This is a genomic window from Planctomycetaceae bacterium (assembly GCA_041398785.1).
Classification (GTDB): domain Bacteria; phylum Planctomycetota; class Planctomycetia; order Planctomycetales; family Planctomycetaceae; genus JAWKUA01.
In genome coordinates, this window is sequence record JAWKUA010000002.1 from 152,753 (window position 1) to 177,678 (window position 24,926).

Annotated in this window: 20 protein-coding genes; 4 read left to right on the forward strand and 16 right to left on the reverse strand. The window is 59.1% G+C overall.

All coding sequences use genetic code 11. The features are described from left to right. Positions 1 to 6: 6 nt before the first annotated feature. The 8 genes from R3C19_02790 to R3C19_02825 form a co-directional block, all read right to left on the reverse strand. Positions 7 to 207, reverse strand: coding sequence for a hypothetical protein (locus R3C19_02790; GenBank protein MEZ6059268.1), 201 nt, complete (start codon positions 205 to 207; stop codon positions 7 to 9). Continuing rightward, entirely contained in the window at positions 204 to 860 is a 657-nt protein-coding gene (locus tag R3C19_02795; GenBank protein ID MEZ6059269.1) for a zeta toxin family protein, read from the reverse strand. Before R3C19_02795 ends, R3C19_02790 begins: the two co-directional genes overlap by 4 nt. 9 nt (positions 861 to 869) lie before the next feature. Then, a complete protein-coding gene (locus R3C19_02800; GenBank protein MEZ6059270.1) occupies positions 870 to 2,171 on the reverse strand; it encodes a dihydroorotase in 1,302 nt (433 codons plus the stop codon). Then, positions 2,168 to 2,659, reverse strand: coding sequence for a hypothetical protein (locus R3C19_02805; GenBank protein MEZ6059271.1), 492 nt, complete (start codon positions 2,657 to 2,659; stop codon positions 2,168 to 2,170). The genes R3C19_02800 and R3C19_02805 overlap by 4 nt, the downstream gene beginning before the upstream one ends. Positions 2,660 to 3,062: 403 nt before the next feature. After that, the gene (locus tag R3C19_02810; protein MEZ6059272.1) at positions 3,063 to 3,671 is read right to left on the reverse strand and encodes a Uma2 family endonuclease; all 609 of its coding nucleotides are present in this window, start codon (positions 3,669 to 3,671) and stop codon (positions 3,063 to 3,065) included. Between the two features lie 169 nt (positions 3,672 to 3,840). Next, entirely contained in the window at positions 3,841 to 7,050 is a 3,210-nt protein-coding gene (locus R3C19_02815) for an efflux RND transporter permease subunit (GenBank protein MEZ6059273.1), read from the reverse strand. A 72-nt stretch (positions 7,051 to 7,122) separates the two neighbouring features. Next, entirely contained in the window at positions 7,123 to 8,577 is a 1,455-nt protein-coding gene (locus R3C19_02820) for an HlyD family efflux transporter periplasmic adaptor subunit (protein ID MEZ6059274.1), read from the reverse strand. A 180-nt stretch (positions 8,578 to 8,757) separates the two neighbouring features. Beyond that, positions 8,758 to 9,342 carry a TetR/AcrR family transcriptional regulator gene (locus R3C19_02825; protein ID MEZ6059275.1) on the reverse strand — a complete coding sequence of 195 codons (585 nt, stop codon included), beginning with the start codon at positions 9,340 to 9,342 and terminating at the stop codon, positions 8,758 to 8,760. A gap of 243 nt (positions 9,343 to 9,585) precedes the next feature. Between R3C19_02825 and R3C19_02830 the strand changes: the two genes are divergently transcribed. From R3C19_02830 to R3C19_02840, 3 genes are all read left to right on the forward strand, one after another. After that, complete coding sequence (locus R3C19_02830; GenBank protein ID MEZ6059276.1) at positions 9,586 to 10,935, forward strand: secretin N-terminal domain-containing protein; 1,350 nt, start codon at positions 9,586 to 9,588, stop codon at positions 10,933 to 10,935. A gap of 305 nt (positions 10,936 to 11,240) precedes the next feature. Then, the gene (locus R3C19_02835) at positions 11,241 to 12,029 is read left to right on the forward strand and encodes a hypothetical protein (GenBank protein MEZ6059277.1); all 789 of its coding nucleotides are present in this window, start codon (positions 11,241 to 11,243) and stop codon (positions 12,027 to 12,029) included. 204 nt (positions 12,030 to 12,233) lie between these two features. Then, on the forward strand, positions 12,234 to 12,761 hold the full coding sequence (locus tag R3C19_02840) for a YcxB family protein (protein ID MEZ6059278.1): 528 nt from the start codon (positions 12,234 to 12,236) through the stop codon (positions 12,759 to 12,761). A 12-nt stretch (positions 12,762 to 12,773) separates the two neighbouring features. Here the strand turns inward: R3C19_02840 and R3C19_02845 are convergent, their stop codons facing one another. The 8 genes from R3C19_02845 to floA form a co-directional block, all read right to left on the reverse strand. Next, positions 12,774 to 14,909: a prolyl oligopeptidase family serine peptidase gene (locus R3C19_02845; protein MEZ6059279.1), complete on the reverse strand. Its 2,136-nt coding sequence runs from the start codon at positions 14,907 to 14,909 to the stop codon at positions 12,774 to 12,776. Between the two features lie 112 nt (positions 14,910 to 15,021). After that, positions 15,022 to 17,754: a pitrilysin family protein gene (locus R3C19_02850; GenBank protein ID MEZ6059280.1), complete on the reverse strand. Its 2,733-nt coding sequence runs from the start codon at positions 17,752 to 17,754 to the stop codon at positions 15,022 to 15,024. A 403-nt stretch (positions 17,755 to 18,157) separates the two neighbouring features. Next, entirely contained in the window at positions 18,158 to 19,345 is a 1,188-nt protein-coding gene (locus R3C19_02855) for a hypothetical protein (protein ID MEZ6059281.1), read from the reverse strand. Positions 19,346 to 19,924: 579 nt separating this feature from the next. Then, positions 19,925 to 20,518, reverse strand: a complete 594-nt coding sequence (locus tag R3C19_02860; GenBank protein MEZ6059282.1) for a hypothetical protein — start codon at positions 20,516 to 20,518, stop codon at positions 19,925 to 19,927. A gap of 263 nt (positions 20,519 to 20,781) precedes the next feature. After that, entirely contained in the window at positions 20,782 to 21,372 is a 591-nt protein-coding gene (locus tag R3C19_02865; protein ID MEZ6059283.1) for a hypothetical protein, read from the reverse strand. A 140-nt stretch (positions 21,373 to 21,512) separates the two neighbouring features. Then, positions 21,513 to 22,562 (reverse strand): 3-oxoacyl-ACP synthase III, encoded by a 1,050-nt coding sequence (locus R3C19_02870; GenBank protein ID MEZ6059284.1) that lies wholly within the window; start codon positions 22,560 to 22,562, stop codon positions 21,513 to 21,515. Positions 22,563 to 22,653: 91 nt separating this feature from the next. Further along, positions 22,654 to 22,860 (reverse strand): hypothetical protein, encoded by a 207-nt coding sequence (locus R3C19_02875; protein MEZ6059285.1) that lies wholly within the window; start codon positions 22,858 to 22,860, stop codon positions 22,654 to 22,656. A 134-nt stretch (positions 22,861 to 22,994) separates the two neighbouring features. Beyond that, entirely contained in the window at positions 22,995 to 24,077 is a 1,083-nt protein-coding gene (gene floA, locus R3C19_02880) for a flotillin-like protein FloA (GenBank protein MEZ6059286.1), read from the reverse strand. 338 nt (positions 24,078 to 24,415) lie between these two features. On the opposite strand from floA, the gene R3C19_02885 reads away from it, so the two are divergent. Beyond that, positions 24,416 to 24,877, forward strand: a complete 462-nt coding sequence (locus tag R3C19_02885) for a RidA family protein (GenBank protein MEZ6059287.1) — start codon at positions 24,416 to 24,418, stop codon at positions 24,875 to 24,877. The last annotated feature ends 49 nt before the right edge of the window (positions 24,878 to 24,926 follow it).

Below are 24,926 nucleotides of genomic sequence, written 5' to 3' on the forward strand. Positions count from 1 at the left end.
GGGCGCTCAACCCGACCGCTGCCGATCTTGTTCCGCGATCATCTTCTCGGCTTCGTCAGGTGTGAGGTGTGCGATCTTGCCGTCGATCCAGACAACCACAGGCGTCGAGGTGGCTCGTGCACGCTCAATCACTGCCTTCGGCACTCGCTGCATCGCGATATCGACGTTGTCTGAACCTGATAGGCTGTTGCTGTTTGTGTAACTCATTCCGGACTGTCTGCCGCTTGCCTAATCGCACGAAACCGGTCGCCATCCACGAAACTGATCTGACCCTGCAGGCACATCGCAATCAGCCGGGGTGGCATAGAAGAGGAATCATACAGCCTCCACGTGTCGACGATTGAATGATATCGCCTGAAAAAGTTTTCGAGGCCTCTCACGTACCGACGCCGAATATCGGTTTCCGGAATCTGATGGCCACCTTGTTCGACTCGAACGCGGACACGACTGACGGCGATCTCAGCGCTCGGCAGGTAAAGAAAGTAGATTCGAACCTGATATCCCGCAGTCCTCCAAAGTGGAATCATGCGAAGGTAACTTCTTCCGGAAAGCGTGGTTTCAAAGGCGAATGTTGTTCTCTTTGCAACAAGTTCACGCATTCTTTCCAGCATCAGTGACCCGGCGCGCAGGTTCTGTTGATCGGGCGAATACGGCGACAAACCCGCGGCAATCAGGTCGGCGTTGAGAAATTCGAAACAATTCGCCAGGCTGGGAAGGTACTGTTCAGCAAACGTCGTTTTTCCTGCTCCGTTCGGCCCGGCGATGATGTGAATGGCGGGCCTGTCGTCCGGGCTCTGTGACTGAGGACTCACGTCACGCAGCTCGCTTGAGGTTGAAGCGGAAGAGCGGTGGCTTGTCATTCGTCGCACTTATCTGACATACGCCGCTTCACGTCCGCGAACCGAAGTGTCGACTCGGCCATTCTGGAACACGGTCTGGCCCATCACCCAGGTTCTGACGGGCCAGCCGGTCAGTTCCGTGCCGTGCCAGGGACTCCAGCCGCTTTTTGTCAGCTGATCTTCATTGCGAATGGTCTGCGTCTTGTTCAGATCGACAAGTACCAGGTCCGCATCGAAGCCTTCGGCGATGCGGCCTTTGTTGCGGATGTTCCAGACTCGCGCGGGCGCTTCGCTCATCCATTTCACAACCTGCGAAATCTTGCAGCGGCCGCGGTGGACTTCGTTCAGCAGAAGCGCCAGGGAATTCTCCACGGCCGGCAGGCCGGATGGTGATTTCGGGTACGGCTGATCCTTTTCCTCCATCGTGTGCGGAGCGTGGTCGGTGGCGATGACTTCGATTGTTCCGTCCAGCAAAGCGTCCCACAGTGCGGCGTTGTCAGCGGACGTCTTGATCGACGGATTCATCTGCACCAGCGAACCAAGACGGTCGTAGTCGTCGATGTTGAAGAACAAATGGTGCGGGCAGACTTCAGCGGTGATCAGGTCGCTGGTTGTTCGCAGGAAGTCAGCTTCCTGCGCCGTCGAAACGTGCAGAACGTGAAACCGGTGGTTGTGGCGTTCGGCCAATTCGACGGCTCGCTTCGTCGCGATCAGTGCGGCCGCGTGATCACGAATCCGGCTGTGGTCAGCGTACTTCGAGCCGCCGCCCAGTCGGTCGGCGTTGGCTTTCACAGTGGCTTCGTCTTCGCAGTGAGCACAAATCGACAGCGTGGTTTCCGCGAAGATTCGTTCCAGAGCTTCCTGCTGATCGACCAGCAGATTTCCCGTACTGGAACCGATGAAGATCTTGATGCCGGGAGTTCGCTTCGCGGCCTTCAGTTCGGCGACGTTATCGGGAGTCGCTCCGATGTAGAAACCGTAATTGACAACACACTTCGTCGCGGCCAGAGCCAGCTTGTCGTGCAGCGCGTCGACGGTGATTGTGGCCGGCTTCGTATTCGGCATTTCCAGAAACGTGGTGACTCCGCCCTTCGCGCAGGCGTGGCTGCCCGTGGCCAGATCTTCCTTGTGAGTCAGTCCCGGATCGCGGAAATGCACCTGGTCATCGATGATTCCGGGAATCAGGTACAGACCGGCCGCTTCCACGATTTCATCCGCCTGCGCTGTGGAAGGCGCATCGATCGAGGCAATCCGGTCGCCGTCAATCAGGACGCTCACCGGCTCGACACTGTCCGGAAGAACAACGGACGCGTTTCGGATCAGAGTCTTCATTTCCGGTCCGTCTGTTCTTTCGCTTCAGAATTCTTCGCCTTCTCGATTCGGCCGAACATATGTCCTCCGATCTGATCGTGATCCCAGGTACCGGCATAGCGGTCCTTGTGGAACAGCACGCGAGCGGAGAACTTTCCTTCCATCAGCGGAAACGTCTGGTCGGTCAGCGACACCATCGGAGTATCGCCCGCCCATTCCATGGGAACCGTGAACGGCAGTTTCTGGTCGAAGTTGCCGTATTTTACTCGGGCGTTGAACACCCACATGCCGTCGCTGACTTTGGTAACGCTTTCGATTTCATACCTTTCCGCCTTCGGCGCCTTGCCATCGGATTGTCCGTCGATCGTGAACGAACCGATCATGACAGTGTTCGCCATTCGTTCAGAAAACGCTTTTTCACGCGCGAGCTGTTCGGCATCGGGTTCATCGGCCAGGGTAACGGCACACGACGAAAGACAGATGGCAGTCAGCAGGATCGAGGATCTCATCACGGGATCTCCTGGAAAACGAGAAACGAGTTCAGCCATACCGAACCGGCACATAACCACGCAGATTTCGACGAGCAATCCTGTTCAGGCGGATGGCGCGAGCCCGACGTTTCCGTCACCCGCGACCGATCTGCCCGCCGGACACCTGCATGGCTGACGCGCCTTTGTCCGCGGCGACCGACATTGTAGCGACTCGATTCCATGAAAGTCCCCTCCTGGTCCCGACATGAGGCCTCTCACGCTGATCATTTCGCGCCGCGGCAAACGACGTCGCACTGACTGACGCAACGAATGACCGCCTGAGTTTGCTCGCGCTGGAGCCGCATCATCACACAACTTTCCGGCGGTCGTTGTCGGGACGCGATGCGGCGCAAATCGGGCGAGGTTCGGAATAACCGCCCGCCTATTGGCGAAGAAGTTCTGCCACGTCGACGGTCAGCTTTGGCAGCAACCGACCGCTGGCGTGTTCGCCAATTCGGAAGACTTTGACCTCGACGTAAGAGTTTCCTTCGAGCACCAGAACAGTCACGCATTCATCCTGCGGGTCGACGATCCAGTATTCAGAAACGCCGGCTTTGGCGTAGTCAGTGCGTTTGTCGTCGTAGTCACGCCGACGCGCTTCGTCTCCTTCGCTGACGATCTCGACCGCCAGGTCAATGTGAGCAGGATACTTTTCGTTGGGTGCGGGAGCGTTTTCCGGCGCGATGTACAGCAGATCGGGCTCTCGAATCGTGCCGGGGAAAAGTCGTGTCGGCAGGGGAGCGAACAGCACCGTCGAACCGCCGGGAGCAGCCTTTTCTACCAGTCCCAGCAGGAAACGCAGAATTCGCTGATGCTGAAGCGTTGGCATCGGGAGGATCTCCAGTCTTCCGTCAACGAGTTCCGCCATGCGGTTGGTGTGCAGTTCCAGGAAATCCGCTTCGTTCCAGCGTCCCTGAGGCGGCAGCAGAAATGCGGCTTCCCAGGCAGGTTCGCCGTTTGGGGACGGGATTTGAGGTGTGATGGTCGACATTCCGTGAGTCCTCGAAGGCCAATCGACAGCGTGCGCTCGGATTCGGTTACTTCCGTGGTTCCTGACTGTCCAATGTAACTGCGGAAACCGTGATTCGCCAGGAGTTGTTACGGAGACCGAATGCCTGCGGAAAATCGACATCTGCCGAGCGCGCTATGCGGTGCCGCACTCACGAGACCTCGGTGGAAATGGCGGGCGACAAGGGCGTGACGGGCTGCGAGAGGTCGGGCATCGTGAGTTTGTCTTCGTGCGTTGTGATCCCGAACGTGTGACCGTAAATCTGGTACAGCGTTGGCACCAGGACCAGCACCAGCACGGTGGCCAGCATCAGTCCAAAGCACAGACTGGTGGCCATAGGAATCACAAGCTGAGCCTGAAAGGATTTTTCGGTTAGAATCGGCAGCAGTCCGGCGATCGTTGTCAGCGAGGTCAGCAGCACGGGCCGAAAACGGCGCTGGCCGGCTTCCAGGACCGCCTGTTCCAGCGGCGTGCCTCCGCGAGTGCGCTGGTTGATGAAGTCGACCAGCACGATCGAGTCATTCACAACGACACCCGTCAGAGCGACCAGCCCGAGCATGCTGAACAGCGTCAGCGGCAGTCCCATGAAAAAGTGTCCCCAGATGGCACCCACCATTCCAAACGGGATGACGGCCATGACCACAAGCGGCTGGCCATAGGAATTGAATTCCACGGTCAGCAGTACGAACGTCGCCAGCAGCGCCACGGCCAGACCGGTTGCCAGGCTTCCCACCGATTCGATGTCCTGTTCCCGCTGACCTTCCCAGCGCACTCTCAGATGCGGATAGTTCTTCAGCAGAGTCGGCATGAACGAAGCCTGCAGTTCGTCGACGATCTCACTGGCCACGGCCTGTTGTTCGTCGACATCGGCAGAAATCGTGATGGACCGTCGCTGATCGATTCGGTTGATTTCCGAATAGCCGCGGCTGACGCTGACGTCAGCGAGTTCGGTGATCGGGCGCTGAATCCCGTCCCCGGCGTCAACACGGACATCGTCGAAATTGGCCAGCGACCGGCGGTCTTCTTCCGGATACCGCACCATCAGCTTGACTTCGTGCCGGCCCCGCTGAAGCCGCATGACTTCTTCGCCGTAGTAGGATGCTCGAACGGTACGAGCGATGCTGTCCAGCGGCACTCCCATCGATATCGCGTTTGGAGCTTCGCGAAGCTGCAGTTCCCACTTTCCCGGACGCGAATCGTCGGCCACGTCGAACACGCCGCGAAACTTCTGGAGTTCGCGCTTCGCATCTTCGATTGCCGCTTCCAGCTCGTCCATATGTTCGGCGGCGGCCAGCAGTTTGAATTCAATCGGCTTGCCTCCTGGACCACCGGAACGAGTTCCGAAGGTCAGCGTTTCCACACCGGGAATCGTGCCCACGGCTTCCCGCCACGCGTCCACGATGGCGTGACTGGTGACGGATCGTTCGGTGTTGTCGACCAGTTGCACCTGAACGCTGCCGGCGTGACTGCCTTCCGTGACGGCTCCTCCGGCTGCTCCCGGACCTCCGCCGCCGCTGACACGGCCGACAAGCCGGTGGACGACGGTCAACAGCGGCCTGCCGGTTTCGGCAATCTGGCGCCTGTTGATTTCCATGATGGCGTCTTCGACCTTCTTCGTCGCTTCGTCGGTGACGCGGCTGGGAGTTCCGTCCGGGAAGATCACGGTCGATGAAATCTCGGGAGCGTCCAGTTTGGGAAACAGCACGCGCGGCACTTTGCCGCTTGTCACCAGAGTCAGCGACAGCATCAGCAACGCCACGGCCGCACTAAGCGTAATGGCGGGATTGCGAACACAAAACCGCGATACCGGCACATAGATGCGGCTAATGAACAGGCTCAGGCAGCGATCCGTCAGCCGGTTCAGGCCGGCCGTCAGAAAGAAGGGCTTCTTCGAACCGTGAGCCAGGTGGCACGGCAGAATAAAGATGCTCTCAAACAGCGAAATCAGCAACATGGCAATCATGGCCACGGGAAGCACCGCGAAGAACTTGCCCATCACACCGGTCACGAAGAACATCGGCGTGAATGCAAACACGGTTGTCGCCACTGACGACACCACGGACGGTACAACCTGAGCCGTTCCGTCGATGGCCGCCTGAACGCAGGACTTCCCGTGCTGGCGGTGCGCGTAAATGTTTTCGCCGATCACGATGGCGTCATCGACCACGATTCCCAGAGCGATCAGAAATGCAAACAGCGACAGCATGTTCAGCGTCTGGTCGAACTGCCACAGCACCGCGCAGGCTCCCAGCACCGAAATTGGAATTCCCAGAGCCACCCAGAACGCAAGTCGAAACTCCAGAAACAGCGCCAGCACCAGGAACACCAGCACCAGTCCCTGAGCACCATTTCGCACCAGCAGATCCAGGCGGTCGCGGACATTGACAGAACTGTCGCCCCACGTGGTAAAGCTGTATCCCGGTGGAAGCTTCTCCGTCGCAACATACTTCTTCACGGCGTCAGCCATTGCGATCAGATCTTCGCGAGACGCGGCTTTGACTTCGATCGCCATGCCCGGCATGGAATTGATGCGACTGATCGAAGTTGTGTCGACGAATTCGTCCTGCACGGTACCCAGATCTTCAACCGTCAGCACAACACCGTCGCGCCGGGTGATCAGTGGAATCTGCGCGATATCGTCGCCCAGAACACGCTTGTTCTTGCCGCGCAGCAGATAAGTTTCGCCGCGATCACGAATGTTGCCGCCGGGAAGTTCCAGGTTTCTCATGCGAATTCGGCGAGCGACATCGGTAAGAGTCAGACCGTATTCGCGCAGCGTCTTTTCCGGAATCTCGACATCGATCTGGTACTTGCGTTCGCCGGCGATCTCGGCCACGGACACCTGAGGAATCTGCAGCAGGTCGTCTCGTACGCGTTCGGTCACTTCGCGCAGCTTCAGTTCCGAATCCGGTGCCTGGGAGTTTTCCTGGATCACGCCGACTCGAATCGCCGTGTTGCGAAACGTGACCTGCTGAACTTCCGGTTGTTCGGAAAGATCCGGAAAGCTGGGGATGCGATCGATTTCCGACTGCACTTCGTTCAGGACTTTTTGAACGCTGGGCACATCGGTTTTGACTTCGATGACGATGTTGCCGGCACCCTCCGCCGCGACCGATGTCACTTTCTTGATGCCGTCAACAGAACGGACGGCTTCTTCGATTTTCTGGCAGATGCCGTTTTCCACTTCTTCCGGACTGGCTCCGGGGTAGGGCACCGTGACCAGAATCATCTCCAGGTCAAACTGAGGAAACTCCTCGCGGCGCAGCGTGAAACCGGAAAACAGCCCCACAACAAGAATCGCCACCATGACGGTGTTCATGGCAGGAGTCTGACTGATGGCCCAGGCAACAACGCGTTTCATGAGTGCTTGCTTTTCGGATGGCTGGTTCGCGGGACAAGGCTGGAGAGCGCTGGTTGCGAATGGAACAGCACACTATTGGCCGGAGGCATCAGGCCGGTCGTTATCCTGATCTGAAGACTGCGGCGCGGAATCTTCAATCGGCTTGTGCGATTCGGCAGTCACGTGTTCGGACGTCTCCGCGGCAGGCGTTGCAGCGTCCGCGTCGTTCTCGGAAACTGCCATGCCATTCGCGACCGACGCCAGCGGAGAAACGATGACACGATCACCCGGCTGAAGTCCGGTGTCCGCTGATCTGACGACAGCGACATCGCCAATCGTTTCCGCGACTGACACGGAGAGGATTTCCAGCAGACCGTCTCGAACGGCCCACACGTGTCCCCCGGGACGCACAGCTTCCACCGGGATCTGCAGCAGCGGCACCGGAGAGGTCACAGGAATCCGAACGGTGACGAACATGCCGCTGACCAGCGCCGGCGGCGTGACAACAGGCCGACCACCGGCGGTATCGCTGAGCCGCACGTCCCGCGGATTTTCGACCAGTACGCGACAGGGAAAGGTGCGAGTATCGCGGTCCAGGCCCGATCCGCCCCAACGCGACAACACGCCGTCCCAGACCGCTTCGACTCCGTCCAGATCGTATGTGACTTCGCACCTGACATTCGGAATCTGCAGCAGGGATTCCGGAGATACTTCGTCGCCGGCCTGCTGCAGAATCCACTTCACTTCATTTGCCTGAAGGCTGCACTGGACCTCCATGCGACTGGAATCACTGATATGAACCAGATCGCTGCCGGACGTGACATAGTCGCCTTCTTCAACCAGGTCGTCGACGATTCGTCCGGTGATCGGTGCCGACACAATACAGCGTGCCAGATCGGCTTCGGCGCGCTTGAGTTGCGCGGCGGCGAGTTCCAGGGACGCGTGTTTCGACTTTCGCTCCTGAGTCAGTGTTCGTGTCTGGTTCTGCAGCGTCTGCAGCGCATTGCGGGCCGCCAGTTCCTGCCGCTGAGCCGTATCGAGTTCGCTTTCGGTGGTGGCTTTTCTTTCGAACGCCGTCCTGATGCGTTCCAACTGGTTTTTCTGAAGCTGCCATTCCTCCTTCGCAAGTTCGATCATCGACGCATTGTTTTCGAGATCGACGGCAATCATGTTGACATCTTCTTCGGCCTTTTGACGCTCGGCCGACAGGCGCTGAACGTCCAGGCGATAGTTGAGATCGTCGATGCGAAACAGCAAGTCGCCCTCGGAAACAATCGTTCCAGTGCGGGATGCCTCACTTTTTTCAACCACGCGACCACCGACTTCGGCTCCGACGGTGATGACTCGAAACGTCACCGCTTCGCCGTCGACATCCAGAATCAGCGGTTCGTTCCACGCCGTCACGCCGGCCGTCCGAACAGGAATTCCCTCGCCGGACTTCTCACCGGTGTTCTTCGGAACGTCAGGCTTCTGCCCGAACATCACAAAACCGCCGACTCCGACAGTCAGGATCAGAATCGCCCCGATGGCGTTGACCAGAATTCGCACGATGCAGGACTCCGAAGAGAGGTAACGTCTATTTTCAGCCGGTTGCGCGGCAAACCCGGACAAACGGTTCCGCTGGAATCGAAACACGGTGCTCAACCATGTCGCTCCCGCAGACGGCGGCTGTCCCGGCCGGACTCACGAATGCGAACACCGTTCGCTGAAACTCGCGACCGAATGATTTCACTTCAGCCCTCGCAGCAGCACATCGGCCACGTGAGCCACATAGTCTTCCTGACTCTGCCCGGTTGGATGCCGCCCGAGCATTTCCTGAATCATCGCCGGTCCGTGCAGAGCACTCAGCAGCATCATCGCCGTGGCTTTGTAATCCGCCTGTCGAATCAGCCCGCGCTGATGAGCACGTTCGAACCATTCGCTGATCACGCGAATGTCGCGCACCGGAGGAGGTTCGGTGAACCGTTTGGACAATTCGCGCAAATCGCACCCGGCAAAGCGGAGTACAGACATTCGTCGCACAATGTCCACAAAAAACACGGCCAGTTCGTTCAGGAATTCGACCAGCTGCTCCTGCATCGGCCGGTCATCCGGACCCGATTCGACAAGCCGTATCCAGCCGGGTGCCGTGCAGGGCAGCATCGCCGCCGTCATCAGATTCCGCTTGCTTCCAAACCGCTTGTACAACGCCTGAGGCGAAACACCCAGCCGCTCCGCGATCACTTCCGTGGCAACCGACGGCCCGTGGTCGAAGAAGCACTCGCGCGCACTCTCCAGAATTTCCTCATCAGAGATTGTCTGCGGCCGTCCCACGCTGCATCCTCATAGCACCAATCACCAACCGACAATTAGTTACCGAACAGTAACTAACTGGCGATGCGGTTCCAAGAGCCGACTTTTCGGTTTTCAGAGTTGGCAGGGTGTTCGCCGGATGGCAGCGATTTCGCGGGAAACAGCGACGCTCGCCCCAACGAACGGTGTTTGGTCCTCGCCGCCTGCGTTCACCGACGCGATGTCCGCGCCGCATGAATTCCCGATCTTTCAGGAGCCGCACGCATGTTGAAGTCTGCATTTTCCGCGAGTCGTATCAGCCTGTGCTGTCTTGCAGCCACGATCGTGGTTGCTGCGCAACCGCTTCGGGCGAATCCTGAACAGGCGATATCACGTAACAACACAGGTGATGGCGACAGCAACTCTTCCGACGAAAATTCCGACCCCGATTCCGTGACGGTCATCCCGGTCAGAAACCAGTCGGTTCAGGCAGTCTCGAAGACTCTCGGCAGGCTGTTCGAGGGCTCTGAGCTGATGATTGTCCCCGATATCGAGGCGAACATGCTGCTGGTTCGCGGCAGCAGCAGCGCCATCCGCCGAGCCGGTGAACTGATGCGAGTTCTCGACGCGACTCCCGCAACAGTCACGATCAATGTGAAAATTGCCGTCAGTGAACCTGACAATTCGGACGACAACGATGACTCGCACGCGACGCTGCTGGATGAGTTGCGATTCGCGACGCTGGATCAGCAGCGAACAACGCTGCAGTTTGGTCAACAGGTGTCCGTGGTTGCCGGAACAGTGCAGCGCGGCTTCGGTGGCGGCACCGTGCCCGGTCGTGAGCCGAGTCGAAACTACCAGCGGCAGCAGATCGGCACACTGATCAATGTGACTCCACGAATGGCCGGCGATGACGTCTTTCTGTCGCTCGAAGTGGAAAAATCCTGGATTGGAGCTTCGGCAGACAGTGACAGTGACGTGACTCCGCCGACTTTCACAACCACATTGAACACAACGCTGCACCTGCGCAAGGGGGAAGAACAGACGGCCAAAGCAGTCGTCTCCGGTGGGTCCGACACACCGCGCGAAGTCCTGATCACGGTGTCGGCCACGGCCGGTGAAAATCGTGGCCGCTCCAGGCAATACATCGTTCGGGACGCGTCCGGAATCGGACGCGGCGGTGCGGCAGATTCTCGCCCCGGCCGCGGAGGGTTCGGCGGACGAGGCGGATTCGGGGCAGGTCGCGGCGGACGCGGTGGATTCGGCGGACCGCCTCGCGATGCCTTCGGCGGTCGCGGCGGATTCGGCGGTGGCAGGCCGGTTCCCGATGAAGTTGCCGATCGCCTTTTCGAGCGATTTGATGGAAACCACGACGGCGTCATTGACTCCTCCGAATTGGCAGCCACACCGCCGCCATTCCGCACAGCGCTGGAAGCCGATGGCGATGATGAACCGAAAGAACTGACTCCTGAAATTTTCAGGGACAGGCTGAAGAACCTGCCGGGGCTCGGATCCGGCTCTCGTCGTCCTGAAAGTCCGCGCCGGCCATCACCCGATCGCGACGACGAAGAGGAAGATGGCGATGACGTCGGTGACGATGCCAATCGCCACGCCGGTGATCGTGACGACGAGTGATCTGTATTCGTTTGATACACGTGCGCCAGAGCAGCACTTGAACACGCCGGTCCGCAACAGGAGTGTCCGACCGGCGTGTTTGTCTAAGCGTGTCGTAAGGCGATCGGCAGAATTCGATTTTCCTGCAGGCCGCAGGGTGCGAGAAGTGCGGGAACGCCGCTGACTGCCAGGATAACGGGAATTCGCACGCAACCATTCGTGGTCAGCGGCGAAGATGGGGTACGCATCGCCATTATCGGTGTGAAGCCGCGGCCTCTGTTGTGCCGGCGCGAAATCCCCGTACGCCACGAATCCCGGAGAAACTCATGGCGCTGAAGCATCTCCACCTGGACGACTTTCATCAGATTATCGCTCTGCACAATCAGCAAAGCGGCATCCTGCAGACGATGAGGCAAAACGCGGCCAGTCACGCGGAAGCTCTGGCCGACTTCTTTCTCGTCGGCGCTTCAAAGACATCCACACGAATCACTACGGAAGCCTCGTTTCCGGCATATCCAGGGAGCGGGCATTTCACGCGGCAGGCATTCATCACAGCGCTGGGACAAATGGGACGTGGCGGCGGATCGTCCGTGTTCGATCCGTGGGAAGGCTGGTGGCGGGGGAAGTGGGCTGGAAAAACGGAGTACTCACACATCTGGGACGCGACAGTGCCTGTCGAAAGCCAGCACATTCAGCCGGTCACGCAGATCAGAGGAGCAGAATTCGCATGGAAGCGCGCAGCATCAGATTCCGGACGCGGAGCACTTGTGTCACAGGCTGACATTGCCATCAACGTCTGGAGCAGCAGCGTCGGTGTCACGGGCTGGGTGACCAAGAAGGCCGGAGACGGTAAGTCGCACCAGATGCCGCACATCGGTTTTCCTCTGAACCGAAACACACTGATCTGGATTGCTCGAGACGGCCAGAACGCAGCAAAGCACTTTATGTTCTTTGAATGGGTGGACCCGTCAAAGAAGATCTACGGCATCCACGGCCGCCCGTTCGAATTCGGCACCGCTCAGGCACCAGTCCTGAAAGTAAACGCCGGCAGCATCAACGGTCACTACGGCCAGTACAGCGGCGTTGACCCCGCTCAGGAGAAGCGAGCGCCATAGCTGCAGACCGCCGGGCACGGCGACCGCGGGTAAACGAACTGCTCGCAGAAACTGCACGATCGCCGCCGACTCGCTTCGGGACGCTGTTCGTCACAGTCGATGCTACAATCCTGCAAGTGCCGGATTCGGCAGAAGCGCCTTGTCGCACACCAAATGACATGACGCGCGAGTCAAGCAGACAAAGCCCCGCCCGGAGCGCGTCCGATGAAACTTCGCTATTCGTTCCTGGAAGACGACTACGTGGATTTCAATCGCTACCACTTCGCGCACTCACCCAGCGTCAGAAAACAGCGGTTCACTGCGACGATTGTGATCACACTGTCGGTGTTCGTGGCCTTCATGCTGCTGACGGCCAACGGTGAGCTCGGCGTTGCGACAAGGTTGGCAATCAGCCTGATCATCGCGGCGTTTGCCGTCCTCTACCTGCAGTTTGCGATGCGCAGAAATCACGTCAGACAGGTTCAGAATCTGCTGCGTGAAGGAAGCATGGACGGAGTCTATGGGCCACAGGAACTGGAAGTTGACGACGCCGGAATCAGAGTTCGTTCAAAGTGGCGCGACTCATTCGTTGCGTGGCCGGGAGTCCGGCGGATTGAGGATACCGACGAGTTTCTGATCATCTATGTCTCCGCCATCCAGGCTCACGTCATTCGCAGAAGCCGAATCGTCGAAGGCGACCCGGACAAGCTGGCGGCATTCGTCCGGAGCCACCTGGAGAATCACCAGTGGTAACCGGCAACAGGGTCACGGCTGCGGTATATCCATTCCCAGATTCTTTGCCAGGAAAGCCCACTGGTCGGCCACTTCTTCGATGATCTTGGCCGTTGGTTTTCCGGCACCGTGGCCGGCTCGCGTTTCGATCCGGATCAATGTCGGATTTGTTCCGGACTGGCAGGCCTGAAGCATCGCCGCGAACTTGAAGCTGTGGCCGGGGACGACTCGGTCGTCCGTATCGGCGGTCGTCACCAGAGTCGCCGGGTACTGTTTGCCGCCTTCCAGATTGTGGTACGGCGAATAGGCCTTCAGGGCTGCGAATTCTTCCGGATTGTCGGCGCTTCCGTAGTCGTCGACCCAGAATCGACCGGCGGTGAACTGATGGAACCGCAGCATGTCCATCACGCCCACGGCGGGCAGGCACGCGGCGTACAGGTCGGGTCGCTGAGTCATGCAGGCGCCGACCAGCAGGCCTCCGTTGCTTCCTCCCTGAATCGCCAGTTTTTCCTTCGACGTGTACTTGTTTTCAATCAGCCATTCCGCAGCGGCAATGAAGTCATCAAATACGTTTTGCTTGTTCTGCTTCGTGCCGGCTTTATGCCAGGGTTCTCCGTATTCGCCGCCGCCGCGCAGGTTTGGCATGGCAAAGACTCCGCCGAGTTCCATCCATGCCAGGCGGCTGACACTGAATCCCGGTGTAAGGGAGATATTGAATCCGCCGTAGCCGTACAGCAAAGTCGGGTTACTTCCATTCAGCTCGATTTCGCGGCGATGGCAGATGAACATCGGCACGCGCGTGCCGTCTTTGCTGGTGTAGAAAACCTGTTTTGTCACATAGTCATCGGGATTAAAGTCGACTGCGGCACGTCGCAGCAGTTTGCTTTCACCGGTCTTCAGATCGTAGCGGTAGGTGCTCGGCGGAGTGGCGAAACTGCTGAACGAATAGAACGTCTCCGTATGGTCGCGCTTACCGCCGAAGCCGCTGGCTGTACCAATTCCGGGGAACTCGACATCGCGGACAACAGTGCCGTCCATCGAATACAGCCGAACCTGGGTTCTGGCGTCCTTCAGGTAACGGCCGATGATCATGTCGCCGACGATATTAGCGCTGGTCAGTGTGTTTTCCGATTCCGGAACGATTTCCTTCCAGTGCCCGGGTTCCGGATGATTCAGATCGATGCCGATAATCCGACGAAGCGGAGCATCGCGGTTGGTTTGAAACAGCAGCGTGCTGCCGTCGCTGCCGACGAGTGTGTATTCGAAGTCGAAGTTGTCGATCAGTTCGTACGGTTCGCTGTCAGCCTGCTTCAGATTCTGCACGACGATTCGGTAACGATCGTCGGTGCCCTTCCAGACGGTCAGCACCAGATAGCTGCCGTCTTCCGTCACTTCGGCGCCGAATCCCCAGTCCGGGTTGTCGGGGCGTTCGTAGACCAGCCTGTCTTCTGACTGAGGCGTGCCGACAAGGTGATAGAAGACCTTCTGATTCAGGTTCAGCGACTGGAATTCCGCGCCTTCCTTCGGTTCATCGTAGCGGGAGTAGAAGAAGCCTTGGCTGTCGGGAGTCCATGCGATACCGCTGAACTTGATCCATTTCAGCTCATCGTCCAGCAGCGTCCGGGATGCGATTTCCATGACTCGCCATGTGCGCCAGTCGGAGCCGCCGTCCTGGATTCCGTAGGCCACATACTTGCCGTCGTCGCTGAATTCGGAACCGGCCAGCGCAATTGTGCCGTCGTCCGACCAGGTGTTGGGATCGATCAGAATTTCGGCTTCGGCGTCGAGATCCGACTGCATCCACAGCACGTCCTGATTCTGCAGTCCGTCATTGCGGAAGAAGTAGTAGCGGCCGCCTTCCTTTGACGGCGCGCTGAACTTTTCGTAGTCCCAGAGTTCCGTCAGGCGTTTTTCGATCGCGTCCCGGCCGGGCAGGTTCTTCAGGTAAGCAAACGTCAGCTTGTTCTGAACCTCCACCCACTCCGCGACTTCCTTCGATTCCCGGACGTCATCCTCCAGCCAGCGGTATGGATCAGTGACCTGTTGACCGTGGTAGTCGTCAACGTGATCAACAGTTTTCGTTTTGGGGTACACAAGATTCGGTTCCTGACCAGCGGCAAAACAGGAAAACAACACGGCCGCAGTGAACGAAAACATTGGTCGGTTCATGATCTTGCCAGTCTGATGTATGGGCACAATGGAGTTTGCACTTGCGGAACAGTGTCAGGCCCATTGCAGCGGGCACACTGCGGAAAAAAGCCGCATGACAGTTCGCCAACTGCTACTGCCCCTGCGAAGACTTTTCGAAGTCGCCGGCCATGACGATGACGAGTCGCTTCGGATCGATGTGCTTCCTGAGTGCGGCATTGACATCGTCGACAGTCAGTTCGCTCAGTGTCTGCTCGAAGGCTGCGGCATATCGCATCGTTCGATCGGTCAGAGCGTAAGTGGCCAGCGTCTGGGTCAGCAGATCGTCTTTGGTGCGGTCCAGTTGACGGTCCTGCAGCAGGGACGCCTTCTTGGTCTTTAGTTCGTCTTCGGTGACGCCGTCTTTCAGCAGCTTTTCAAGTTCCTTAGAGATCACTTCGTGCAGCCGATCGGCGTTTTCGGGATTCACGATGGCATAAACATAGAAGATCGTGCGTTCGTCGATGGGAGACGCCTGCAGTGATGACCCGACGCCGTACGACAGACCTTCGTCCTGCCGAACGCGATCTCCCAGGCGCGAAGACAGCGACCCGCCGCCCAGAATGTGGTTGCCCAGCAGCAGAGCGGGGTAGTCGGGATGACTGTCGCTCATCGGCATCGTCATCGCCGCGAAGTACATCGCCTGCGCTTTGTCAGGTGTGTTGATCTTCTGCAGTGACCCGTCGACCTCGAACGACTGACGCGAAATCCGTTCATACGGAGTCGCGGATCTCCAGTCGGCAAGGAAATCGTCGATCACCGGAACCGTGTCTTCCGGGTCGAAGTCCCCCACGATTGTCAATTCCCCGTTGTTCGCCTCCAGCAATGTCTGGTAGACGTCGCGCACGTCGTCGATCGTGACCTGCTTCAGCAGTTCCACGTCTTCTTCCAGACTGGTGACGTATCGCGGGTCGTCTCGTTCGTAGCGGGACAGTTTCTGCTGAACGGTGTTCGAAGCGATGGCGTTGGGACTGGTCAGCCGCTGTTCGGCGGACGCCAGCCGGGATTCACGCAGCAGTTCCAGTTCCTCATTCGGCAGCGAAGGCTTGCGCAGGATTTCGCCGACAAGGTTCAGGACCGGGCGCAGGTTGCCGCGTTTTGTTGTCAGCTCGACGGTAATGCGGCCCGGTTCGCCGGAGATACCCAGCTCGGCGCGATAGCGGTCCAGTTCCTGGCGGATCTGCTGGTGAGTCATGTTTTCCGTACCGCGATCCAGCAGCGACGGCAGCATGCGCGCCGCGGTAGCCTTGCCGGTCAGGGCTCGCAGATTGCCGTAACGCAGCGACAGCCGTACGTTGACCACTTCGCCGCGCGTCTTTTTCGGAAGCAGCGTGACTTTGATGTCGCCGTCGATCACGTCGCGGACCAGTCTTTCTTCGATTCCCATGGGCGACGCATCGAACGCTTCGCCGGCGGCAATTTGTTCGCGGCCTTCGTATTCGCCAATCATTTCTGTCAGGTTGGGCGTTTGCGGAATCTCACTTCGCGCGGGAGCTTCCGTCGGTTCGAACAATCCGGCCGTGCGGTTTGTGGATGACAGGTATTTTGCCGCCGCACGGTTGACGTCCTCGGCGGTAACCGCTTCCAGCCGGTCGCGATAAATGAAGAACAGGCGCCAGTCACCCTGAGCCGCCCAGTCGCTGAGTGCGATCGCGACGTCGCGGGAATTGGCCAGGTTCAGTTCCCACTGTTTCAGCAGTTCCTGTTTCGCGCGATCAACTTCTTCGTCCGTGATTGGCTTGTCCGGAATACGTTCGACGACGTCGATCATCGCCTGCAGCAGATCGGAAGCGCCGATCCCCTGAGCCGCCTGTGCCATAAACAATACGACTCCCGGATCATGCAGCGCGAACGTGAAACCAAACACGCTGGCCGCCTGCCGCTTCTTGACCAGTTCTTCGTAAAGCCGACCGGCCGGTTCACTGGACAGCACCGTCGCCAGCACATCGACGGCCGCAAACTCCGGGTGTGCTCCCGCGGGAATGTGATAGGTCAGTCCCGCCATCGGAACATCGCCGACTCGCCGCAGAATGACCAGCCGGTCTCCGTCCTGCGCCGGCTCTTCGGTATACGTGCGGTCCAGTTCGCGATCCGGCCGGGGAATCACGCCAAAGTACTTCTGCGCCAGTTCCAGAGCCTGCTGCGAATCAAACTTTCCCGCGACGATCAGCATGGCGTTGTCCGGCTGATAGAACCGCTGGTAAAAGCGTTTCAGGTTCGCCACGGGAACACGCTCGATGTCGGCTCGATTACCGATCGTGGACTTGCCGTAGTTGTGCCATTCATAGGCGGCCCCCATCATCCGCTGCATCATGATCCGCAGTGGGTTGTTCTCACCGCGTTCGAACTCATTGCGCACAACGGTCATTTCGGATGCCAGGTCTTCGCCCCGAATAAAGCTGTTGACCATGCGATCCGCTTCCAGGCGGATAGCGAACTCCAGATTGTCATCGCTGGCGGGCAGAGTTTCGTAGTAGTTGGTCCGGTCGAGCCATGTCGTTCCGTTGAAGTCAGCACCGCGTTCATTCAGGACTTTCGGAACCTCCGGATGATCGGGAGTTCCCTTGAAGACCATGTGTTCCAGCAGATGCGCCATTCCGGCTTCGCCATAACCTTCGTGCCGAGAACCGACAAATACCGTCAGGTTCACCGTGACCTTCGGCAGCGACTCATCGGGGAACAGCAGGATTCGCAGTCCGTTGTCGAGTCTGTATTCCGTGATCCCTTCAACGGATCGCACAACTTCGGGCATGGATTCATCCGCGGTGGCAAAAGAATGGAACAGAGTGCCGGAAAACAGCAGGCACAGCGTGGGCAGAAGTTTCATGGCACGTGTCCGGTCAGGGATGGAGGTGCGTCGGGTGTCTGGTGAGCAGCGGCCATCGTAGCAGCCCGGTGTCGATCGTAAAGGCGAGGGGTAACCACAGAATGGCAGGACTAAGGCAGCCGGCAGCGGACCATCGATCGACGACACTCGACGCGCAATGTCGCTGTCTTCCCGGTAAAGCACCGCCAGACGAAGAAAGCGCCTCTGCCGCGTTCGCCACATCCGCATGCCTCAGCGCATGAAAATGGGCACCGGCGTGATACCGGTGCCCGGAAGGAGACGATTCAGGAGGATCGTCAGGCGTGGGAAGGGAAGGGATGGAGAAGGGGAGTGAGGAGACGAGTGGGAGGGGAAGGGATCAACTTGGCTGAACCGTCGCTGCGGGACGGATGCAGCCGTGGACTCAGTTGTCAGACTTCTGCGTCAGGGAAACTCGTTCTGACAACAGCGATGTACCGGTCGCATCGCGATAGCCGGCACGTCGGCGAGCTTTCCAGCCGCTGGCCGAGACATTGTTTGAAGCCGGATTAGACGCTGCCGCCCGTGTCGACGGTGTGGGCCGGTAGGCAGCGGGAATCGTCAAAGGATCGGATTCGCGTTTGGTGGACGAGTCGAAGTTGAAGGGTTCCGGGTCTGACTGCCGCTGCTGAATTGACGGTGCCGGCTGCAGCGGAGTCTCGTAGCTGGAACGATGCACGTCGTCGGTACCGCTTTTGGCGCGATCAAAGCTGTCAACGGCGTCGTCGGCGCGGAACGGAGCCTGAGCGCTTCGGGGACGGTCAGAAATCGGATCGGGTTCCGGATTCAGGGCCGTCCGTGTGCTGTCAATGATGATTGGAGCGAACGCGGTCGAGGTTGTCCCGTAACCATAGCTGCCGTAGCCATAGGCCATGGACGTGCCGATCGGAACGGTGCGGTAAGCGGTCTGGGGCCGCATCACGGTGACCGTTTCCTCACGGTAGGCAAGCTCCTGAACGGGGATGCGTTCCAGCTTCTTTTCGGCCACCATCTTCGTTTCTGAAACCGTGACCTGCCGCGTCCCCTGAATGGCGACCTGCCGCGTGTATGGAACGGTGCAGGCCATCATCTGCGGCACGTATTGCCGCGACGTCGTGTAGTTCGGCTGGAACGCCGAGCGGAACGAATATCCCGTACGGCTCATCCAGCCGATCAGACCGGGCCGCGGATCGACCTGGCAGGGAGCACACTTCTGAACCGGCTGATACTGAGTCACCCAGCGACCCATGTCCCGGTTGACGGTGCGGTATTCCGTGACGTTCTGATACGACACGGTCGGCACTTCAACAACGCGCTGTTGCGTCACCGGTCGCATGACGGTGACTTCCTGTTCGCGGTACGCCGTCTTGTAGTACGGCACCTTGACAGTCTGCTGTTCACGCTGATACGTCGTGACAGGCACCGTCTGGTAGCACGTCTGAGCGACAGGCTGAATCGGGACACAGGATGCCATCGGGGCGGCGGCAACCGGTCCGCAACTGGAACAGCCGTCACCATAGTACTGAGCGAAAACCTGCGGCGAGTTCGCCGCGACAACCATCAGGACAACAACATAGAAACGTCTGATTAACATGAGATTCTTCCCTGAAAGCCGCTGGGGCGGTTGGATCGGGGCGACTGCCCCACGTCTGTTGACGATCAGCGTCTGATCGCTGGCGGCCCGAACGGAACCGGCTGTTCACGATGAACAGACCTGCCATGGGCGCAGACACCAATGCAAAGCAGGATGGCTGCGTTGAGAGGGTGAAACGACTGGAAACGTCGCAGGCGACCAGAGCATCCGGGAAGCGTTCGTCCGTGAACACACCGGCTGACTGCGAGACAGGATGGAAAGCGGAAACGCGAACTTGAGGATCGTTCGCAGTTTGTTTCGAGAGACTCAATGGCCGGCGGCCGCGAATCCTCAAAACAGGAGAATTGTGACGGGATCTGCAGTGCTGTGGCTGAAAGTGCCGGGTTACGCGCTGCGTGGAGCGGTGATGTAACCCAACCCAAAAAACGGGTCAAGGCCGGTTGAAGTTTCTGAAGCCAAACTTCGGCGTCCCCCAAAGTAAATGCGTCGCCCCATGACGCCGCGTGCGGGATTCCGGCAGAATCTGCGGTTCACGCGGCAGTCCGCGGAATCCTGCCGGAATGAAAACCCGCAACCGGCTCAGAACGCCATCGGATAGGATGACGGAGCATCTATCTCGACGCCCGGCGGCCCGTCGAAGTGCTCGTCGACAAAGCGATCCCACGATTCGCGAGTCTGCTTCGACACCAGCTTCGACATCTCCAGTTCGCATTTTTCGCAGACCATCAGCGGCGTCTGGCCCATGGCGTTCAACTGAGCGATGATGTCGTGCTCACGACACAGACCGGCAATGCTGTACCGGTGGCAATTCCGTCGTGCTGTCCCGCAGATGCCGCAGTGGTTCATGCAGCGATCCAGCAGTTGCTCCCCCGCCAGATCCTCGTCGTCGCTCTGTTCCTGAACCTCCGCGTTTTTCCGAAAGTGCGTGGCGAAGAATTCCGCGATATTCGCCTTCGTCTCTTCGGAGTACCCCTGCGTGAAGCGTTCACGGCAACGATTACACATCGCCATTTCGAAAACCGTTTCGCCGGCAACAAACCGCTTGTTGACGACAAAGACGCTGGATTCCAGCAGCGGCTGTTCGCAATCAATGCACTTCACGAACGGCAGATCGCTGTAAGCGGACCAGAACAGTTTCGGAATCGGAGCGAAGAAGACACCGGGAAAGGGCATGTTCGCCTCACAGGAAACAAGAGCTTTGTCGATTCGGAGGACACGGAATCGTCTGCGAATCCGTGACAGCGGTCCGTTCAGAATCCACAGAATCGTACTCCGGATGATGCACGGTTGCGAGACGGACGGAGACCGGAACAGCGCCGACGGCCCTCAAGGAAGTCGATCTCCTTGCTGCTGCGTCAGGGGCCGTCAGGTGTGGCAGCATAAAGCCAATGCCGATACCGGGTGCTGCACCGTTGGCCGATGAAGCCGGACGGGCTCTACCCGGACGGCAGCGATTTGCGGTTGCTGACCGGAGTTTCCGTTGCGACCGCCAGCAGTCGCCGGGATTCGTCTTCCGTCGCGTAGCACTGCTTTCTCAGCCGAACGCCCTTGACAAATCGCACGGATTCACGCGTCGCAGCCTGCAGCACAAACCACGATGCAGCCACGAAGCTGCACAGCGAAACGACTCCCAGAATCAGCCAGTTGCGCCACAGGAACCGTTGCAAATCCCGAATCTGCGACGCTGACATGCCGCGGCGAAGGAACTCCTGCTCGTGCTCCCGCCGCACCGATTCCAGTTCGCTGCGCGACCCTGTGGCCAGAGCATCCACCGCGTCGACCATCAGGTCCGCCGGCATCAGGTACGTGAAAATGCCCTGCAGAACCACAAACAGCAGTAACGTCATCAGTAGCAGCGGCACCAGCAGCGTGCCGGCGTAGTCGTACGTGGCGGAAAGCTCACGCTGCATTCTTCGACGAGACAGCGTGCCATCGTGCCGGCGGCAGTTTCCACGTGACGCCCGCCAGCACTCCCGCGGAATGCTGCCCACCAGAATCACTGTCGCAATTCCGATCCAGATTATCATCAACACGGCGGTCATGGTCGGCCCTGCTCGCGTGGAGGACGCAGGTTTCCCCCGTTGCGGAGGACAGTGAAAATCGCGAGGGACTTCAGCGTAACCAGCGAGCTGACTATTCGCAATTCCCAAGACGCCTGAACTGCTGTTCAGCCGCATTCAATGCCCAGCATCACCGAATTCAGACCGCTGCCAATTCCCAGCAAAGCCAGTCTTGTCCCGGCGGTCGGCGGTTGCTGTTCCAGTCCCATGGCCAGCGCCATCGGTAACGCCGCTGCGCCCGTGTTGCCGAATCGTTCGACCGTGGGAAAGTCCAGGTCCGGATCAAGCTGCAGCCTCTGCATCAGCAGATTTCGATGCTGTTTGCCGACCTGATGAGTGAAGACGCGGTCGACGTCGGCATTCGTCCAGTTCAGCGCCTGCTTTGCCTGTTCCCAGGTCCGTTCAGCCAGAGCGATCCCCGCGTGCAGCAGAGCTTCGGAATCCGTCTCCATCCGCGGACGGTCGTCCCCGTGAGTCCCCGCTTCGACGCCACCGGCGCACAGGTTGTGACCGGTGGTATCTGAAAGAAGAGCACCGCCAAGCAGCCGGTGTCCGGATCGGCTGAGGCTGCGATGGCACAGCACGATCGCCGCGGAGCCGGATCCAATCGTCAGCGAAGCGAATGCCGGCTTGATGCTTTGACGAGTCAGCCGGTTGTCCTTCAGAAGGCTGTCGATGGTTCCTTCGACCAGCCCGCGACCGGTTTCCGTACCAACGACGACTCCCGCCCGGATGCGGCCGAGTTCAATCTGATCGGCAATGATCAGCATGCCGTTCAGAATCCCCAGGCACGCGTTGCTGACGTCCATCACCAGCGCGCCGTCGGGCAGCCCCGCACCCGCGTGGACTCCGGCGGCGGTAGCGGGCTCCATCTGATCGCGACAGACGGAACCGTGAATCAGAGCCCCGAAGTGCCGCCGATCAATTCCCGACTGCTGTACGGCGCGAATAGCGGTCTGGACACTGATCCGGCCGGGAAGTGTGCCGGGATCAAAAAAGCGCCGTTCCTGGATTCCCGTCATCAGTTCCAGACGACCAAATGGCAGGCCAAGGCGTTCATAGACGGGAGCCAGCCGCTGCTCAATTTCGGCCGATGTCACGACATGCGGAGCCGCAGTCTGCACGGCCGCTTCAAGGCACACATGTTCGTAACGCATGAAATCGGTCTGATCGGTCACCAACAAAAAAGCACCTCGCGAAGAATGAGGTGCCGGGGAGTCTATCAGAATCCGGGAGCGCGTGAGCCGTTCAGGCACCGGCCGCGGTCAGCGTGTCGCTGGCTTCCAGCCTCTGGGAAAGCATCTGAATTTCATCCAGTATGCCGCTGCGGACTTCATCGTCGGTCGCGGATGGTTCACGCGTCTGCAACATGACGGAACGGCGGACAAATCGCAGTCCACGCAGCAGGACGTCTCGTTCGTGACTGGTCAGTTCAATGTTCAGGAGTTCATTCATGGCGTTTCAGATCCGAGGGAAATTCTGAGACGTCAGTGCCTCGTACTGGCAAAGGTGGCGGGCATTTCGGGAACCTCCTGCATACCGAAACGCGCGTTTGACGTGGAACAAGTGTAACCGCGAATCGGCGGTTCTCAAGCGGTGACTTTGCACAGCGGACCGACAACACAAACTTGCCGTCGGCATGAAGCGGTCAGCTTTGTCACGCGAAGAATTCCGACCGGCCCGCGCGTGCATTCGTCGAAATGACACTTCGGCACGACTTGCATTGAAGTTACTGCAGCGGGTTTAATCACGTGGACGCGGCCCGCAGACTTCCCGCGATAGGCGTCGGCCATGGCTTTGGGAATCTCCGCTTCCGCCAGCACAACGTGAGCCTGGTTTTCCTGCGTCAGGGCTCGCATTTCCTGTTCCTGAGCGACCGCCTGAGCACGTCGTTCCTCCGCCTTCGCGCGTGCGATCCGAACGTCGGCTTCCGCCTGATCCGCCTGCAGTCTCGCGCCCACGTTGTCGCCGACGTCGATATCGGCGATATCGATTGAAACGATCTCGTAGGCTGTATGCGAATCCAGGCCTTTGTTCAGCACGGTCCGGGCGATCAGCATCGGATTCGCCAGCACTTCCTTATGAGTTTCGCACGATCCGATCGCCGACACGATTCCTTCGCCCACGCGAGCAATCACGGTTTCTTCCGTCGCTCCGCCGATCAACTGGCCCAGGTTTGTGCGAACGGTCACGCGGGCTCGCGCCTTTAGCTGGATGCCGTCGCGAGCGACTCCGTCCAGCGTTGAACGACCGTGACGCGTCGCATCGGGACAGTCGATGACCTTGGTCTTCACACTGGTCTGGACCGCTTCCAGCACGTTGCGACCGGCCAGGTCGATGGCAGACGCCGTGTTCCAGTCCAGTTCGATGTTGGCTTTTTCCGCGGCGACCAGTGCTCGCACCACGATCGGCACGTTTCCGCCAGCCAGATAGTGAGATTCCAGATTGTTGGTGGTGACTCCCTTCAGACCCGCCTGGACGGCCATGATTCGGGCGTCCACGATCACATTCGGATTCACCTTTTTCAGCTTCATCACCACCATCTGCAGCGGCCCGATCACGGCACCCGACATGAACGCACGAAACCAGAGCGACGCCACGGAAGCGAACATGCCGAGAAAAATCAGCATGAAGAAGCCGAACACGACCAGAAACCCCAGCAACAGCATCATGCCGAAACCCGGATCTCCGGCGGCTGGTGCTTCCGCCTCAATCTGCGCCAGCAAAGTCACAGTTTCAAATGCCGTCATCATGATTTGCCTCTGGAAGAGTTCTCCAAATGAAGCACCCGCGATGCGGATGCCGTGCCGCAATTGTAAAGGCTGCCGTTCCCGATTCGCAACGCACGCAATGGATTGCACCAGTCGACCGACCGGCTACCATCACCCCTGACCGAAAAACGGTTCGGCAGCGATCATGCCGGACAATCTGCTTTACCGATCAACGGTGGCTCCGGCAAGCCGGATCACCGCAACTTTCAATTTCGTCCCAACCCGGAAAACGCAGTCTGATGAGTATCGAAGCACGCATTCAGGAACTCGGTTTGACACTGCCCGCGGCTCCGGCGGCGGCCGGCACTTATAGTCCGGTGGTAATCGTCGGCGGACTGGCATACGTCTCCGGTCAGGGGCCCGTCGGGACGGATGGAAAACTTCTGACAGGTCGAGTCGGCGCGGACCTGAGCGAAGCTGAAGGAATCGCAGCCGCTCGAACGGTCGGGCTGACGATGCTCGCCACGATCAAAGCGCAACTTGGCAGTCTTGACCGCGTCAAACGCATCATCAAAGTGCTGGGAATGGTCAACAGCACAGCCGATTTCCGGAATCACCCGAAGGTCATCAACGGGTTCAGTGATCTGATGGTCGAAATCTGGGGCGAAAACGGTCGTGCGGCGCGCAGCGCTGTCGGGATGGGTTCGCTGCCGGGAAACATTCCCGTTGAGATCGAAGCGATTCTGGAACTGGCGGAATAGACCGGGAACGCGGCGGCGAACTGTCGCCCCGGACCGCGTCAGCGCACGC